This is a genomic window from Streptomyces sp. NPDC049887, assembly GCF_040656535.1.
Taxonomy (GTDB): domain Bacteria; phylum Actinomycetota; class Actinomycetes; order Streptomycetales; family Streptomycetaceae; genus Streptomyces.
Genome location: NZ_JBFAMM010000009.1, coordinates 171,847 through 185,734 on the forward strand (window position 1 = coordinate 171,847; position 13,888 = coordinate 185,734).

Genomic DNA, 13,888 nt, shown 5'->3' on the forward strand with positions numbered 1-13,888 from the left:
GCCGGGAAGTTTCACGTGAAACACCCTTCGGAGCTCGGTGGCCAGGGGAGATCGAGGATCTCCAGCTCGTCCCCGGGCCGCCCTCCCCCGGGAGGCACGACGGCGAGACCGTGCGCGGCGGCGATTCCCCGCAGCATGGCCGGACCGCGGTAGTGCAGCGGTACGACCGTGTCGCCGCGGTGCACCACCGGCACCAGCCGGGTGTCCTGCGGATGCCCGTGGACCTCGTCCCTCAGGGACGCGCGATACGGCGCCGGGGTTGCCTGCCCGGACCGCCGGCGCAGCAGGGGCTCCGCGAGCGTGAGCAGTCCGGAGACGGCGGCGAGCGGATTTCCGGGCAGTCCCACCAGATGCCTGCCCGGAGCGAGCCTGGCCAGGAGCATCGGATGCCCGGGCCGTACGGCGACGCCGTCGACCAGCAGCTCGGCACCCGCCTTGCGCAGCACCGGATGAACGTGGTCGACCGGTCCCGCGGCCGTCCCCCCCGTGGTGATGACCAGATCGGCGGCGGATTCGGAGACGGCCCGCTGCAAGGCGTCCGCGTCGTCGCCGACCCTGCGGGTACCGGTCACGTCGGCCCCGAGGGCACGCAGCCAGGGGCCGATCATCGGCCCGAGCGCATCACGGATCAGCCCGTCGTACGGCAGCCCTTCGGTGAGCAGCTCATCGCCCAGGACGAGCACCTCCACCGTCGGACGGAGCACCGTGAGCAGTTCGTCGTAGCCTGCGGCGGCTGCGAGACCGAGTACGGCAGGGGTGACCAGCGTCCCGTCGGGCAGCAACTGGTCGCCGGAGCGGCACTCCTGACCCCGGGGCCTGATGTCCTGACCGTGCAGCACCCGGCGCTGGGCGTGCAGACGGCCGCTGTCGTCTGTCCGGGCGTGCTCGCTGCGGATCACTGCGGTGGCGCCGGGCGGGACGCGGGCGCCGGTCGCGATCCGTACGGCCGTACCGTCCGCGAGAGCCCCGGCCTCCCCGTGCCCGGCGAGTATGCCGTTGTCGCCGGACACCACCGTCCACGGTCCCGGGCCCGCGACCGCCCAGCCGTCCATGGCGGAGGTGTCGAACGACGGCAGATCGACGAACGCGGTGAGAGGAGTGGCGAGCACCCTGCCGAGGGAGGCGGCGAGGGGATCGCGGTGGGTGCGCAGCACCCCGGCACTTCCGGCGCGGGACGCGACGGCGCGTGCCTCGTCCCAGGGTGTACCGCGACGCTGTGCGAGGGGGGCCTCCCGTCCCGGCGCGGACGGCTCCCGATGCCGTGGCGAGGTCGCCGACCGTCTTCCCACCAGCGCGAGAGCGTCCTCCACGCCGTCGTCGCCCTCCGTCGTCGGGGCGGAGGCATGGCCACCGGACCGGCCGTGGGGCACCTGACCCGGCCCCGGCTCACCGGTGCCGTCCGGCCCGGTGGCGCCGGAAGCACCGAGATCGTGGTCCTGTGCGGTCATCGGCTGCCGGCCTCGTCGCCGCGGTCCGTACCGTTCCGGCCGTCCTCACGTCCGTCCGCCCCTGCCCTGCCGGCCGCTGCTCCGTCCGCCTCGGCCGCCCACCGTCCGGCGAGCGCCGCGGCCTTGCGGGCCGCCTCGGCGACCGCCTGGGCATCGTCACCGCCGGCCCTCGCCGCCGCATAGCCGACGAGGAAGGTGGTCAGCGGGGCCGCGGGCCGGGCCACGCCATGGGCGGCGTCCCGGGCGAGGTCGAGCAGCAGCCCCGTGTCCACCTCGAGGTCGATGCCGAGTTCGTCCTTGACTGCGGTGATCCATTCATCCAGCACATTCCCATGCTCCCTGATCCTGGCCCGGGCCGTGACGATGTCCTCCCAGGTGTCGCAGTCGTACGCGGCCATCGGTCCGGCGGCCACCCGGTCCAGGTCGAGCTCGGCCGTCAGCAGCCGCAGCGGCAGCCCTGGGAGACCACCGTGCTCGGCGGCGATCAGGGCCAGTTCGCGATGGAGCGGTTCCACGCGGTACGCCGCGACGAGCGGCTGGTCCCGCCCGTCGGCATCGACGAGGAGCACGCCCTCCCGCCCTCCGGAGGCGAGGGCACCGACCAGCCGCCGTACGGTCCCGTCGTCGAGGAAGGGAAGATCCGCGGAGAGCACCACCACGGTGGGGGCGCCGGTCCGGCGAAGTCCGGCGTGGAGCGCGGCGAGCGGCCCGCCGCCCGGCGGGGTCTCACGCGTCCAGGTCACCGGGCGCGCGGTCGGCCGCCGCCCGCCGACGACGACCGTGCGCCCGGCCCCACGGCTCGCCGTCAGCACCCGGTCGAGCAGCGTCCGGCCTCCGACGCTCACCCCCGGCTTGTCCGCGCCACCGAGCCGCTCGGCGGCGCCTCCGGCGAGCACGATGGCGTCGTAGTCCGCTTCCGCATCGGCAGTCACCCCAGAAGTATGGGCCGTGACCGCCGATACGGAACCTTCGGCCCCTCGGACGCGGATTTCCCGCCCTGCCTCCCGATCAGAGGGTGCGCAGCAGCACCGCGGGCTGCTCCACGCAGTCCGCCACGTACCGGAGGAAGCCGCCGGCCGTGCCTCCGTCGCACACCCGGTGGTCGAACGTGAGCGAGAGCTGCACGACCTGGCGGACGGCGAGCTGTCCCTCGTGCACCCAGGGCTTGGGCACGATACGGCCGACACCGAGCATGGCCGCCTCCGGGTGGTTGATGATCGGCGTGGAGCCGTCGACCCCGAACACCCCGTAGTTGTTCAGCGTGAACGTGCCGCCCGTGAGATCGGCCGGAGCGAGGCTGCCCTGGCGGGCCCTGTCGGTGAGCCGCGCGAACTCCTCGGTGAGCGACTCCGCCGTGCGGTCCTGCGCGTCCCGGACGACCGGGACCACCAGGCCCCGCTCGGTCTGGGCGGCGAAGCCGAGATGGACCCCGGGCAGCCGCACGATCTCCCTCGTGTCGAGATCCACCGTGGAGTTGAGCTCCGGGTGGCGGGCGAGCGCCGCCGTGCAGATACGGGCCAGCAGGGCGAGCAGCGAGATCTTCGGCCCGCCCGCCGCGTTCATGGCCGTGCGGGCGGCCATGAGTTCGGTGGCGTCCGCGTCGACCCAGCAGGTCGCGTCCGGGATCTCCCGGCGGCTGCGGGACAGCTTGTCCGCGACGGCGCCGCGCACCCCGCGCAGCGGAATCCGCTCACCGGTGGCCGGACCGCGCGCGGCGGCCGGCGCTGTAGCGGGCTCGGTGCCGGGGGTGGCGGCGACCGGCGGCTGTGGTGCTACGTGCTGGTCGGCCGCGCCGGCACGGGCCCGTACGGCGTGCTCCACGTCCACGCGCAGGATCAGACCGTCCGGCCCGGATCCCCGCAGCGCCCGCAGATCGACCCCGTTGTCCCGGGCCAACCGCCGCACCAGCGGCGAGATGACCGCGACCGGGCCCTCGTGGGCGGACGGGACGGCCTCGAGGACGGCGTCGCCCAGGGCGGGGGTGCCGCGCGGCGCGTCGGGCGCCGGGCTCTCCACTGCGCTGTCCCAGACCGGTTCGCGCCCCGCGGAGGACGCCCCGGGCGTCCCCCCGGGCACGGGCCCGGGACCCGACGCGACGGGTTCCGGACCGCTCACGGTACGTGTGTCGCCCGTGGCGGCGGGCCTGCCACCGGTGAGTGCCGACGGGCGGACCCTCCGGCGGCGTGCCGCCGGTGCGCCCGTGCCGTAGCCCACCAGGACATTGCCCGAGGACTCCGCCTCCTGGCCCGCGGCGGTGCCGGCGCCCTCGGCGGAGCCGCCGGGGGCGGGCTCCGTGGCGCCCACCGCGACGGTGAGAAGGGGAGCCCCGACGGGAAGCTCCGCCCCTTCGTCACCGAAGCGCTGCGTGACCACACCCGCGTACGGGCAGGGCACCTCGACCATCGCCTTGGCCGTCTCGACCTCGACGACCGGCTGGTCGACGGCGACGACATCGCCCACGTCCACCAGCCAGCGGACGATCTCCGCCTCGGTCAGGCCCTCACCGAGGTCCGGCAGCCTGAATTCGAGCACCTGGGCCATCAGCTCTCCGCCTCCCACTGCAGCCGTGCCACGGCGTCCAGTACCCGGTCCACACCCGGCAGGTGGTGACGCTCCAGCATCGGCGGCGGATAGGGAATGTCGAAACCGGCCACCCTCAGCACGGGGGCCTCCAGATGGTGGAAGCAGCGCTCGGTCACCCTGGCCGCGATCTCGCCGCCAGGACCGCCGAAGCCCGTCGACTCGTGGACGACGACGGCCCGGCCCGTGCGGCGCACGGAGGCGCACACGGTCTCGTCGTCGAACGGCACGAGCGAACGCAGATCCACGACCTCCAGGTCCCAGCCCTCGGCCTCGGCGGCCTCCGCCGCCTCCATACAGACCGGCACGGAGGGACCGTAGGTGATGAGCGTGGCGCTGCGCCCCTGGCGGCGCACCACCGCGCGGCCGATGGGTTCCACGGCCGCCGGGGCGTCCGGCGACCAGTCGGCCTTGGACCAGTAAAGCCGCTTCGGTTCCAGAAAGACCACGGGGTCGTCGGAGGCGATGGCCTCCCGCAGCAGTCCGTACGCGTCCTCGACCGTCGCCGGCGTGACGACATGGAGCCCCGGAGTCGCCATGTAGTACGCCTCGGAGGAGTCGCTGTGGTGCTCGACGCCGCCGATCCCGCCGCCGTAGGGCACCCGCACGGTGATCGGCAGCGGCATCGCCCCGCGCGTCCGGTTCCGCATCCGGGAGACATGGCTGATCAGTTGCTCGAACGCCGGGTAGGCGAAGGCGTCGAACTGCATCTCGACGACGGGACGCAGCCCGTACATCGCCATGCCGACGGCCGTGCCGAGGATGCCCGCCTCCGCCAGCGGGGTGTCGGTGCACCGGTCCTCGCCGAACTCCTTGGCGAGCCCGTCCGTGACCCGGAAGACCCCGCCGAGGGTGCCGACGTCCTCGCCCATGACGTGGACGGTCGGGTCCTCGGCCATGGCGTCGCGCATGGCGCGCTGGAGGGCCTGCGCCATCGTGGCCGGCTTGGCCTGCCGTGCGGTTGCCGTGCTCATCGTGCGTCACCCTCCGCGCCGTGGGCGCCCTCTCCGCTCTCGGCGTCCAGCTCGGCCCGCAGCTGCGCGGCCTGCTCCCGCAGCTGACTGGTCTGCTCGGCGTAGACGTGCTCGAACAGGTCCATCGGGTTCAGCACCGGATCCGCGTTCATCCGCTCCCTCAGCCGGGCGGCCATCGCCTCGGCGGCCTCGGCGGCCTCGGCCACTCCGTCCCCGTCGAGCAGCCCCCGGCCCGTCAGCTCCGTCTCCAGCAGCCGGATCGGGTCGTGCTCGCGCCAGGCGTCGACCTCGCTCTCGCCCCGGTACCGGGTGGCGTCATCGGCATTCGTGTGCGCGTCGATGCGGTAGGTGATCGCCTCGACCAGGGTCGGGCCGCCGCCCCGCCGGGCCCGTGCGACGGCTTCGGCGAGCACCTCGTGCACAGCCGCCGCGTCGTTGCCGTCGACGAGCCGGCCGGGCATTCCGTACCCCACGGCCTTGTGCGCGAGGGACGGGGCCGCGGTCTGCTTGGACAGCGGCACGGAGATCGCGAAGCCGTTGTTCTGCACGAGGAAGACGACCGGCGCTCGCCAGACGGCGGCGAAGTTGAGCGCCTCGTGGAAGTCGCCCTCGCTGGTGCCGCCGTCGCCGACCATGGCGAGCGCCACGACGTCGTCGCCCTTGAGCCGCGCGGCGTGGGCCAGACCCACGGCGTGCGGGAGCTGGGTGGCGAGCGGGGTGGACAGCGGGGCGATGCGGTGCTCGTACGGGTCGTAACCGGTGTGCCAGTCGCCGCGCAGCAGCGTCAGTGCCTGCACCGGGTCGAGCCCGCGGGCCACGGCGGCGAGGGTGTCCCGGTAGCTGGGGAACAGCCAGTCGCGCTCCTCCAGCGCGAGGGCGGCGGCGACCTCGCAGGCCTCCTGACCGGTGCTCGACGGATACACGGCGAGCCTGCCCTGCTTGGTGAGGGCGGTCGCCTGCGCGTTGTACCTGCGGCCGCGGACCAGCTCCGCGTACAGCCGCAGAAGCAGCTCGGGGTCGGCACCGGCCGCGGCGTCGGTGCCGAGGACCCGGTACGGCTCCGGGTCGGGAAGCAGCGGCGCAGGGTCGGTGCGCGGCTTCCAGGCGGGCGGCGGGGTGGGCCGGTAGGCCGCACCCGGCCGCTCCTGGACCGTCATGCTGCTCTTCTTCAACGCGAGCACCTCCTCGTGGGAGCGGGCATAAGGACCCATGAAGGGCGCGGAGTGTGAGGCGCCTCACCTACCGATTGTTCGGTCGTGGGCGCATTTTGGCTACAGGCACCTTCAGCCTGTGGACAAACGGTTCTCCACAGCCTGGGATAGGAGCAGGTCGTCCACGGCGGAAAGGTGGGGGGACGTGACAGCTGAACAAATGGCCGACGACGGGGACCGCACGGTCTACGAAGCGGTGCCCGGCGCGGACCAGGCGCCGCCGGCGCGCACCCTGGACGCGATCGACCGCGACATCCTCCGCATCCTCCAGACGGACGGCCGCGCCTCGATACGGTCCGTGGCCGAACGCGTCCACGTGTCGCGGGCCAACGCCTACGCACGCATCAACCGGCTGATCGACGACGGAGTGATCCGGGGCTTCAGCGCACGGGTGAACCACGAGCGCGCCGGCCACGGCGCCTCGGCCTACATCACCCTCAAGATCGTCCAGAACTCCTGGCGGACGGTGCGCGAGCAGCTCCAGGAACTCCCAGGGGCCGCCCACATAGCGCTGGTCAGCGGCGACTTCGACGTGCTGCTCCTGGTCCACACGCCGGACAACCGCACCCTGCGCGAACTCGTGCTGACCAGGCTCCAGGCGATCCCCGAGGTGCTCTCCACCCGCACACTGCTGGTCTTCGAGGAGACGGACCTGGATCCTGACCCGGCGCGCTGAGGACCGGACCGGCCCCAGCCGCCGCACCCCGCCCGCTGCGGTGCCCCGACATGCCGGACCGGGGCGAGGCCGTGCGGCCCCGGAGCACCACCGGACCCGGGCACGATCCGGGCCCGCGACGCCGCACTCCCCGTGGCGCACGACGCCGCACGCCCGCGGTGCGGGTGCGCGGGCCCCTGGCTCAGGGGGCCGTGCGCAGCCCGTCGAAGGCCAGCCGGACCACCGCGTCCGCGACCTGCTGTCGGTCGTAACCGGTACCTGCCTGCGGCCTGTACCACTCCACCAGGGAATTGACCATGCCGAACAGCAGCCGCGTCGCCAGTCTCGCGTCCACGTCCGCGCGCAGGTCGCCGTCCGCCGCGGCCGCCTTGAGCAGATCGGCGACCCGGTGGTCGAACTCGCGGCGCCGCTCCATGGCCCACCGCTCGGTCCTGGTGTTGCCCCGGACCCGCAGCAGCAGCGTGACGTAGGGCAGCTCCGCCATCAGCACCTCGACGGTCCGGCGGGTCACGTACTCCACCCGTTCCAGCGCCCGTCCACGGGTCGAGCCCGGCTCCTCGAGGATCCCGAAGAGCCCGTCGAGGGCGCGGCTGACGGCCCGCCTCAGCAGTTCCTCCTTGCCGGCCACGTGGTGGTATATCGAAGACTTGGAGATGCCCGCGGCCTTGGAGAGATGCTCCATGGAGGTGCCGTCGTAGCCGCGTTCGTTGAAGACCCCGACGGCGACGGACAGCAGCGTCTCCGGGGTGTACGTGTCGCGCTTCGCGGTCGTCATGAGGCCTGCTCGCCCTTCATCCGGACGTACGACTGGCGATAGAGGCCCAGTGACGGCGCATAGCGGCCCGTCGGCACGCGCGCATGGAGCTCGTCGAGGAGCTCGTGGGCCCAGGCGCGGCCCAGCCGGTGGCCCCATTCCACCGGGCCGACCGGGTAGTTGACCCCGAGCCGCATGGCGGTGTCGATGTCCTCCGGGGACGCGACCCCCTTGGCGACGGCGTCGGCCGCGGCGTCCACGAGCATCGCGACCGTCCGCGCGACGATCATGCCGGGCACGTCGCCGATGACGCTGACCTTCTTGCCGAGCGCCTGGAAGAGGCCGATCGACTGCCGCAGCGTCTCCCAGCCGGTGACCTCCGACGCTGACAGGGCGATCCTGGTCGCCGACCGGTAGTCGAGGGCCAGGTCGAAGTAGACGATGTCACGGAACTCCGCCGACGTCTGCCCGTCCGCGAGCGCGAGCTGCCCGCCGCTCGGAAGCAGGATGCGGGTCCCGCGGTCCTCGTCCTCCTCGTGCACCGTGATGCCGGCCTCCCGGCACAGCGTGATCAGGGCCCCGGCCGGCCCCAGGTCGCCCTCCACCGTGATGTGCGGCGGGGGCTCGGTCGCCGGGGCGGTGTGCGGTTCGGGGCGCTCACCGCCGTCCTCGTAGGCGTACCACCCGCGGCCCGACTTGCGTCCCAGGCGGCCCGACTCCACGAGGCGGCGCTGGGCGAGCGACGGGGCGAACTTGGGACTCCGGAAGAACGACTCCCACACGGAGCGGGTGACCGCCTCGTTGACGTCCTGGCCGATCAGGTCGGTGAGCTCGAACGGGCCCATCCTGAATCCGCCGCACTCGCGCAGGACCGCGTCGATGGTGGCGGGGTCGGCGCCGCGCTCCTCGTGGACGGCGAAGGCCTCGGCGTAGAACGGCCGGGCGATGCGGTTGACGATGAACCCGGGGGTGTCCGCGCAGCGGACCGGGGTCTTGCCCCAAGCCTTCGCCGTCTCGTGGGCGCGGGCGGCCGTGTCCTCGTCGGTGGCGAAGCCGCTGACCACCTCGACCAGCGGCAGAAGCGGCGCCGGGTTGAAGAAGTGCAGTCCCACGAAGCGTCCCGGCAGTCGCAGCGCGCCCGCGACGGCCGTGACGGACAGGGAGGAGGTGTTGGTGGCGAGGAGGCAGTCGTCGGCGACGACCTCCTCGATCGCGCGGAAGAGCTCCTGCTTGACGGCCAGGTCCTCGACGACGGCCTCGATGACGAGCGCGCTGTCCGCGAGCTCGGCGATCTCCGTCGTGCGCGTCAGCCGGAGGGCCGCCCCGCCGCGGGCCTCCTCGGCCAGCCGGCCCTTCTCGACCAGCCGCTCCAGGCGGGTCAGGATCGCGCCCGCGCCGGACTCCGCCTGACCGGGGGCGACGTCGTAGAGGCGCACACGATGGCCGGCGAGCAGCGCGACCTGCGCGATGCCCTGGCCCATGGTGCCGGCGCCCACAACGGCGACGGTGCGGCCGGGGGCGATGGCGTCGGTGCCGCTCGGGCCGCCGGAGGCGTCGGTGACGGTCATGGCAGTGATCCTCCCCTACGAGTCATCCACAGGATCCGCGGACCCCCCTTGTCCCGACCGATCGTTCGGTTACTCTAACTCTGTCCGCGTTCCCCTGCCCAGCTCACCGAGGAGTTGGTCTTCCATGCAGCTGACCGAGACCCACCGGCCGACGCTCGACCGGGCTCTCGAGACGATCCGCACCCGGGCGTACTGGTCGCCCCACCCCGAGCATCCGAAGGCGTACGGCGAGACCGGCGCGGCCGACGGCCTCGCGGCGTACCAGGCCATGCTCGGCTCGCGTTTCGAGCTCGACCAGCCCGGCACCGACGGCTGGACCGGCGGGGAGGTGTCGCCGTACGGACCGGAGCTGGGAATCGAGTATCCGCACCCGGACCTCGACGTCCTGCTGCCCGCGATGCGCGCGGGCATGGCGGCCTGGCGCGACGCGGGCCCGGAGACGCGCGCCCTGGTCTGCCTGGAGATCCTTTCGCGGATCAGCGCCCGCACCCACGAGTTCGCCCATGCGGTCATGCACACCAGCGGCCAGGCGTTCATGATGGCGCTCCAGGCCGGCGGCCCGCACGCCCAGGACCGCGGTCTGGAGGCGGTGGCGTACGCCTACGAGGAGCAGACGCGCACGCCGCAGACCGCCGACTGGTCCAAGCCCCAGGGCAAGCGGGACCCGCTGGAGCTGCGGAAGGTCTTCACGGCCGCCCCCCGCGGCATCGCGCTGCTGATCGGCTGCAACACCTTCCCGACGTGGAACGGCTATCCGGGCCTGTTCGCCTCGCTGGCCACCGGCAACCCCGTGCTGGTGAAGCCCCACCCGCGCGCGGTCCTCCCCCTCGCCATGACGGTCCGGATCGCCCGTGAGGTACTGGGCGAGGCGGGCTTCGACCCGAACCTGGTGGCCCTGGCCGCCGAGCGCCCCGGCGAGGGAATCGCCAGGACGCTCGCGCTCCGCCCGGAGATCAGGATCATCGACTACACCGGGTCGACCGAGTTCGGCGACTGGCTGGAGGAGAACGCCCGCCAGGCCCAGGTCTACACGGAGAAGGCCGGCGTCAACACGGTGGTGATCGACTCCACCGACGACTACAAGGGGATGCTGTCGAACCTGGCGTTCTCGCTGTCCCTGTACAGCGGCCAGATGTGCACCACACCGCAGAACCTGCTCATTCCGCGCGACGGCATCACCACGGACGCCGGCCCCAAGTCGTACGACGAGGTCGTCGCCGATCTCGCGGCCTCCGTGAGCGGTCTGCTCGGCGACGACGGCCGGGCGAACGCCCTGCTGGGCGCCCTGGTGAACCCGGATGTGAAGGCCCGGCTCGAGGCCGCGGCCGGGCTGGGCGAGGTGGCGCTGGCCTCCCGCGAGGTGCCCAATCCGGAGTTTCCCGGCGCCGTCGTGCGCACACCCGTGATCGTGAAGCTGGACGGTGCCAAGCCGGACGACGAGGCGTCGTTCATGTCCGAGTGCTTCGGCCCGGTCTCCTTCGCCGTCGCGGTCGACTCGACGAACGACGCACTGGAGCTGTTGCGCCGCACGGTGCGCGACAAGGGCGCGATGACGGTCGCCGCGTACACGACCTCGGCGGAGACCGAGCGGGCGGTCGAGGAGGTCTGCCTGGAGGAGTCGGCGCAGCTCTCCCTGAACCTCACGGGCGGCGTCTATGTGAACCAGACGGCGGCGTTCTCGGACTTCCACGGCTCCGGCGGCAACCCCGCGGCCAACGCGTCCCTGTGCGACGGCGCCTTCGTGTCGAACCGCTTCCGCATGGTGGAGATCCGGCGCCAGTCCTGACCGCCGGCTCTTGCCTCCCGGCCCGGCTCGCTCGCGCGGGCCGGGCTTTCCCCCTCATGGGCGGTTCAGGACGCCGGCGGGATCTCCGCGTAGCGCTGGATCCAGGAGTGCATGGCGATCGCGGCGGCCGCGCCGGCATTGATCGAGCGAGTGGAACCGAACTGGGCGATCGAGCACACCGTGGCGGTGTGCTTCCGCGCCTCCTCTGTGAGCCCGGGCCCTTCCTGGCCGAAGAGGAGCACACAGCGCCTCGGGAGCACCGTCCGTTCCAGGGGGACCGCGCCCGGCAGATTGTCGATCCCGATGATCGGGAGCCCCTCGGCGGCAGCCCAGGCGGTCAGCGACTCGGTGTCCGGATGGTGGCGCACGTGCTGGTAGCGGTCGGTGACCATCGCCCCGCGCCGGTTCCAGCGCCGCCGCCCCACGATGTGGATCTCCTTGGCCAGGAAGGCGTTGGCGGTCCTGACCACGGAGCCGATGTTGAAGTCGTGGCCCCAGTTCTCCACGGCCACGTGGAAGTCGTGCCGTCGGGTGTCCAGGTCGGCGACGATCGCCTCCCGCGTCCAGTACCGGTACCGGTCGACCACATTGCGCCGGTCCCCTGCCGCGAGCAGTTCGGGATCGTACGGTGCCCCGTCCGGCCACGGGGCAGGATGGGGCCCGACGCCCACCTCCGGGCCGTAGCCGTCGTCGTACTGAACGGGTTCCTGGGTCTCGGTGCTCACCCGACGAGGGTACGGGCGGCCTGCTCCTCGGGCGTAGCGCGCTGCCCGGGGATCCGTGCCGTCCGCCGCAGGACCCGGTCCCGGGCACCGGCCACCCAGCCGCCGAGCCGGCGCAGGAAGGAGGTGGGCAGGAAGACGGCGTCGGCGGCGATCATCGCGAGGGAGAAGAACGGAAGTCCGAGCAGGAGCGCGATGCCTGCGTGCTCCAGCATCATCGCCACCAGGAGGACGTTCTTGACCTTGCGGTTGAACAGTGTGAAGGGGAACGCGACCTGCACGATCACCGTGCCGTAGGTCAGCACCATCACCATCAGCCCGCTGTTGGCGAGGAGGTCGGAGAGCGCGGGCCAGGGCGTGAAGTAGTCGAGCTTGAGCGGGTAGTACAACGCACTGCCGTCCTGCCACCGGGAGCCCTGGATCTTGTACCAGCCGGCCGTGGCGTAGATCAGGCAGACCTCCGCCATGATCACCACGAGAGCGGCGTTGTGGGCGAGGTTGGCGAGGACGTCGAGAAGGGTGCGGGGCTCACTGTGCGGCGCGCGTCGGTTCACCGCCCACCACACGCCCTGGCAGCCCCACAGCCCCCAGAGCAGGAGGGTCAGCCACCACTCCCCTCCGGTCCGGTGCGTGAGCGAGCCGAGGAGGAGCAGCAGACCGAGCGTCACCCAGAGCAACGGCCCCCAGCGGTCCGGCGCCCGGTCCGCCGCGTCCGTCGTGCGCCGCTCCCGCCGGGCGTCCAGGGACCAGACCTGGCCGCAGCGGGTGAACACCAGATAGATCGCCATCAGGTGGATCACGTTGTCGCCGCCGTCGCCCATGAAGATGGACCGGTTCTGCAGCGACAGCACGCCGACCATGAAGACCACCGACATGGCGCGGGTGCGCCAGCCGAGCAGCAGCAGCACGGCGGACAGCACCGCGACGGCGTACACGGTCTCGAACCAGACGGCACTGTCCGACCACATGAGCACGGTGAACGCGTGGTTCTCGGCGATCAGCTGCTGGGCCATGTCCCAGCCCCAGGGGCCGTCCGGTCCGTACAGCTCGCGGCGGTGCGGGAACTCGCGCAGCAGGAACAGCAGCCAGGTCAGGGAGAAGCCGATCCGGACGATCGCGCTCTGGTACGGGCCGAGGGCCGTCGAGGTCACCCGCTGGACGGCGGCGGCGAGCCGGCGGTCGAGTGGCTGGGTCACCGGTCCGCCTCCTTGTCGCCCGCGCCGTTGCGCACGTCGAGGGGCAGGTCGGCGGTGGTCACGGTCCACCAGGGGAGCACCCGGTGGTACGGGCGGGTGTCGATCTTCTCGCGGCTCCACAGAGGCGCCTTGACGGAGCGGGTGGCGGAGCGGAGCTGGATGCGCTCGACGCGTCCGCCCAGGTCGTGGCCGTCCAGGCGGGTCATCACGATGCGGCGGACGTAGCGCTCGGAGAGCTGGCCGCGCAGGCCGTTGGGCTTGTTGTCGTCCGTGTGCGAGTTGCCGTAGAAGTCCCAGCCCCTGCGGAGTTCGTTCTGGTGGACATGGCTGGGGAGGAGGTTGCCCCGGATCGCCTCGCCGTCCTCGGCCGAGAGGTCGATCCAGTCGCTCGTCCGGCGGCTGCCGTCCGGTCCGGCGACCTCGGCGCGCACCTGGACCGCGATGTTCTGCTGGAGCGGGTTGGGCGCGAAGAGTTTCCAGTTCTGCTCGAACTCGGGGTAGACCCACTCGTCGACACCCTTGCCGTGCCGCTTGGTCAGTGTGTTCGACGGCGCGACGTGCAGGAACACCATGGCCAGGTGGACGCATGCGAAGACGGCGACGAGCCCGAGGGCGGCCGCGGCCACCACCTGGTAGGGGAGCGACAGGGCCGCGATACCGCCGGACGGGCGCCGCCGGAGCGGCGCCTCGCCCGGGTCGCCGGCGCCGGTCGCGTCGTCCGGGGGGCCGGCAGACGCGCTCGCTCCCGGGTCACCGGTCGCGCCGCCACCGGTCACGGCCCGCGGGTCCGCCCCGCCTGAGCTGCCCGAATCAGGTATCGCGCCCGGCACGACGGGCGGAACCGCTCCGGCGCCCGCGGCGCCGTCGCCGTCGTACGAGTCCATCCGCCCCGATCCCCTTGGTCCACCGCGGTTATCCACAGGGTTGACACCTTACGGGCCGTCGACTCACCATTGAAGTCATTCAACCGAAC

The 13,888-nt window shown here is 72.6% G+C and carries 12 protein-coding genes; 2 read left to right on the plus strand and 10 right to left on the minus strand.

The window, feature by feature from the left end; translation table 11 throughout:
• Positions 1-11: 11 nt before the first annotated feature.
• The 5 genes from AB0J10_RS14120 to pdhA all read right to left on the minus strand — a co-directional run bounded on the left by AB0J10_RS14120 (position 12) and on the right by pdhA (position 6,159).
• Positions 12-1,448, minus strand: coding sequence for a molybdopterin-binding protein (locus AB0J10_RS14120; RefSeq protein ID WP_363061241.1), 1,437 nt, complete (start codon positions 1,446-1,448; stop codon positions 12-14).
• Positions 1,445-2,380, minus strand: coding sequence for an NTP transferase domain-containing protein (locus tag AB0J10_RS14125; RefSeq protein ID WP_363061243.1), 936 nt, complete (start codon positions 2,378-2,380; stop codon positions 1,445-1,447). Before AB0J10_RS14125 ends, AB0J10_RS14120 begins: the two co-directional genes overlap by 4 nt.
• A gap of 76 nt (positions 2,381-2,456) precedes the next feature.
• Positions 2,457-3,989 (minus strand): dihydrolipoamide acetyltransferase family protein, encoded by a 1,533-nt coding sequence (locus AB0J10_RS14130; protein WP_363061245.1) that lies wholly within the window; start codon positions 3,987-3,989, stop codon positions 2,457-2,459.
• Positions 3,989-5,002, minus strand: a complete 1,014-nt coding sequence (locus AB0J10_RS14135) for an alpha-ketoacid dehydrogenase subunit beta (RefSeq protein WP_269729393.1) — start codon at positions 5,000-5,002, stop codon at positions 3,989-3,991. The genes AB0J10_RS14130 and AB0J10_RS14135 overlap by 1 nt, the downstream gene beginning before the upstream one ends.
• Positions 4,999-6,159, minus strand: coding sequence for a pyruvate dehydrogenase (acetyl-transferring) E1 component subunit alpha (gene pdhA / locus AB0J10_RS14140; protein WP_363061388.1), 1,161 nt, complete (start codon positions 6,157-6,159; stop codon positions 4,999-5,001). The genes AB0J10_RS14135 and pdhA overlap by 4 nt, the downstream gene beginning before the upstream one ends.
• A 214-nt stretch (positions 6,160-6,373) precedes the next feature.
• Here pdhA and AB0J10_RS14145 point away from each other — a divergent pair, with 214 nt between their 5' ends.
• Positions 6,374-6,889: an Lrp/AsnC family transcriptional regulator gene (locus AB0J10_RS14145; protein ID WP_363061390.1), complete on the plus strand. Its 516-nt coding sequence runs from the start codon at positions 6,374-6,376 to the stop codon at positions 6,887-6,889.
• Positions 6,890-7,070: 181 nt separating this feature from the next.
• Here AB0J10_RS14145 and AB0J10_RS14150 read toward each other — a convergent pair whose 3' ends face one another.
• Both AB0J10_RS14150 and AB0J10_RS14155 read right to left on the minus strand, forming a co-directional pair.
• Positions 7,071-7,664 carry a TetR/AcrR family transcriptional regulator gene (locus tag AB0J10_RS14150; protein ID WP_363061248.1) on the minus strand — a complete coding sequence of 198 codons (594 nt, stop codon included), beginning with the start codon at positions 7,662-7,664 and terminating at the stop codon, positions 7,071-7,073.
• Positions 7,661-9,211: a 3-hydroxyacyl-CoA dehydrogenase gene (locus tag AB0J10_RS14155; protein ID WP_363061250.1), complete on the minus strand. Its 1,551-nt coding sequence runs from the start codon at positions 9,209-9,211 to the stop codon at positions 7,661-7,663. The genes AB0J10_RS14150 and AB0J10_RS14155 overlap by 4 nt, the downstream gene beginning before the upstream one ends.
• Before the next feature lie 124 nt (positions 9,212-9,335).
• Between AB0J10_RS14155 and paaN the strand changes: the two genes are divergently transcribed.
• Entirely contained in the window at positions 9,336-10,997 is a 1,662-nt protein-coding gene (gene paaN, locus AB0J10_RS14160) for a phenylacetic acid degradation protein PaaN (protein WP_363061252.1), read from the plus strand.
• 65 nt (positions 10,998-11,062) lie between these two features.
• Here paaN and AB0J10_RS14165 read toward each other — a convergent pair whose 3' ends face one another.
• Genes AB0J10_RS14165 through AB0J10_RS14175 form a run of 3 tightly spaced genes read right to left on the minus strand, consistent with a single transcriptional unit; the run spans position 11,063 to position 13,799 of the window.
• Positions 11,063-11,722 (minus strand): TrmH family RNA methyltransferase, encoded by a 660-nt coding sequence (locus AB0J10_RS14165; protein ID WP_363061254.1) that lies wholly within the window; start codon positions 11,720-11,722, stop codon positions 11,063-11,065.
• Positions 11,719-12,915: an HTTM domain-containing protein gene (locus AB0J10_RS14170; RefSeq protein ID WP_363061256.1), complete on the minus strand. Its 1,197-nt coding sequence runs from the start codon at positions 12,913-12,915 to the stop codon at positions 11,719-11,721. The genes AB0J10_RS14165 and AB0J10_RS14170 overlap by 4 nt, the downstream gene beginning before the upstream one ends.
• On the minus strand, positions 12,912-13,799 hold the full coding sequence (locus AB0J10_RS14175) for a DUF5819 family protein (RefSeq protein WP_363061258.1): 888 nt from the start codon (positions 13,797-13,799) through the stop codon (positions 12,912-12,914). The genes AB0J10_RS14170 and AB0J10_RS14175 overlap by 4 nt, the downstream gene beginning before the upstream one ends.
• Positions 13,800-13,888: the final 89 nt, after the last annotated feature.